The organism is Thermodesulfovibrionia bacterium, assembly GCA_030646035.1.
Lineage (GTDB): Bacteria > Nitrospirota > Thermodesulfovibrionia > UBA6902 > UBA6902 > JACQZG01.
In genome coordinates, this window is sequence record JAUSMY010000007.1 from 1 (window position 1) to 2149 (window position 2149).

General features: G+C 48.7%; 1 protein-coding gene. It reads right to left on the reverse strand.

The features are described 5' to 3' along the window. Window positions 1–2149 (reverse strand): FG-GAP-like repeat-containing protein (locus Q7U10_00345; protein MDO8281070.1); only part of this gene is annotated, 2149 nt, incomplete at both ends.

Genomic DNA, 2149 nt, shown 5'->3' on the forward strand with positions numbered 1-2149 from the left:
AGAGGTCTCGCTCAACGGCGTGGCGTTGTTCGCGACATATGTCTTGCTCTCGGCAGGCAGCCCCGTGAAAGGGAACTGTTGGAGATAGGTTGTCTCTGTTCGCATGCCGGTCTGCTCGTCCAGCACAGACATCTTGTGGAAGCCGAGCATGCCTCTGCCTGCTGGTTGTACCTTCATACCTGCGTAGGTATAGGACATGGCGCTGTTGGCTTCTATATTGAATGAACCGGTCGTCTCATCAAAAGCGGGGGTCTTGTTGCGAACTTGACTGACAACATAGCGTGGGGCGACGTAGTCGACGACCACTGCTCCCCAATTCTTACTCATGGCGTCCGACTCACGGACATACACTGAGGCATCGGTCATGGGCTTGTAGTCGATGTGCTTTTCGTTACCAAGACCATCCCGGATCTTGGTAATCAGATTGTAGGCTTTGGTGGAATTTGTTGCCGTAGCGGCTGTTCGTCCCAGAAATACGCCTGTGTTGAAATTGACGTAGTCATCCAGTCCGTCACCATTGATGTCGAGGAATGATCCAGCGGGGCCAAAGGGTTCGTAATAATTGGTGTATGCGATATCGATTGCTTTGCTGGGATCTTCCTCAAAAGTTCCATTGCTCCAAAGTAAAACTTTAAGTTTAGGTGTATTAACCCCCTTATAGACAAAGTCCAGATAACCATCCTGATTGTAGTCGATCAGGCTGTGCAACATCTGATTCGCAATGCTGGATGCAATAGCGGTATCCCCCATGTACGTGCCGCGATTGAAGCTGATACGGCCGCCATCGCACACGAGGTCAGGTAAGCCATCGCTATTTAAATCGGCTGGCCAGCACCGTGTATTAGCTCCATAGTTCAGGCGGGCAAGACCCCAGAATGTGAACCCACCTGCAGGATTTCCTTTGAAGATAAACTCAGCTGCAACCAGCGGCGACAGTTGACAAGAGTATTCGGGAGGGTCTTCGGTGACATAGTTACATTGACGATGGTATACGGGCATGTGAATGTCGGGTATTCCATCTCTCGTGAAGTCTGTGCCAAACTTCATTTCGTCAACATTTTGTTCCGCCAACTGGCCAATTTGGAAAGCAGAGCTAACTAAGCTGCCAGCGCTATTATAGGCACTACTGATCAGAGAATTTATCGTGCTCTCGGTAATGTACACTGACTCAGTAGAGAATCGGAACGGCCCGTTAAGCTGCTGAGGATCAGGCTCCAGATATCGAAGTTTAAAGTCATAGAGCAGATCAACCTCACCATCGGAGTTGAAGTCAGAAAATTGAGCCTTCTTTGAGCTGCTTGTATAGCCGAGATCGGCAATAAGAACGGCAGGAGTCACTTCATAACCCCTGACTCCTCCTCCAATATCCTTGTTCAAGAAAAGACTAAGCGTCTCAGTGCCGTTCGCTGAAGAAACCACGAGGAAATCAGCATAGTTGTCGTGGTTGTAATCGGTAACCGTCCATCCATAGATTTCATTGAAACTGCTGGATTCGTAACTGGTAGTTGCAAGAGTACTGCCTGTTGACATTGCCACACGGAACGAGAAATCTCCTGACGCCCCCTCAATCCAAATCAAGTCACGATTCGAGTCACCGTCCACGTTCGCGGTGATGCTGGATGACGTTGTAATCTCTGGTCTAGTGGTGCTGGGTGGCGGCTCAATGTAGTTTTCAAATCCGACAACATTTGTACTGGTGGTTGAGAAAGAGAAATCAGTTGCCTGATCAGACCACGTGAATACTGTAGGACGAAGACAAACGGCTCCGGCGCATTCTGTGACGCTGTGAACTTTACTGGAGTTGTTTCGACCGATGGCTGAGACTTCGTCTCTATACGCAATATTGAAAGTCCGAATTATCCCCCCGGGGGAACCTGCGGACACGTAGGAAGCTGAAATTGATTTGAGTCGAGTGTCAGTCAGGGTCGGTAATCCAGGATAGCTGAATGATTTGGAAATGTCCGGTCTCACCCCGGGGTTATCGTATACGAAATTTACTTTTGCATATGATCCTGGCTCTGACGCTGCATAGCCAATAGCGAGCAGCCGTATATTGCCGTAGTCAGCATCGCCCATATACTTTGGATTATAATATTGATAGGCAATTTTATTGGCGCTATTTGTGGCGAAACTGTGAGCGTCATATTTT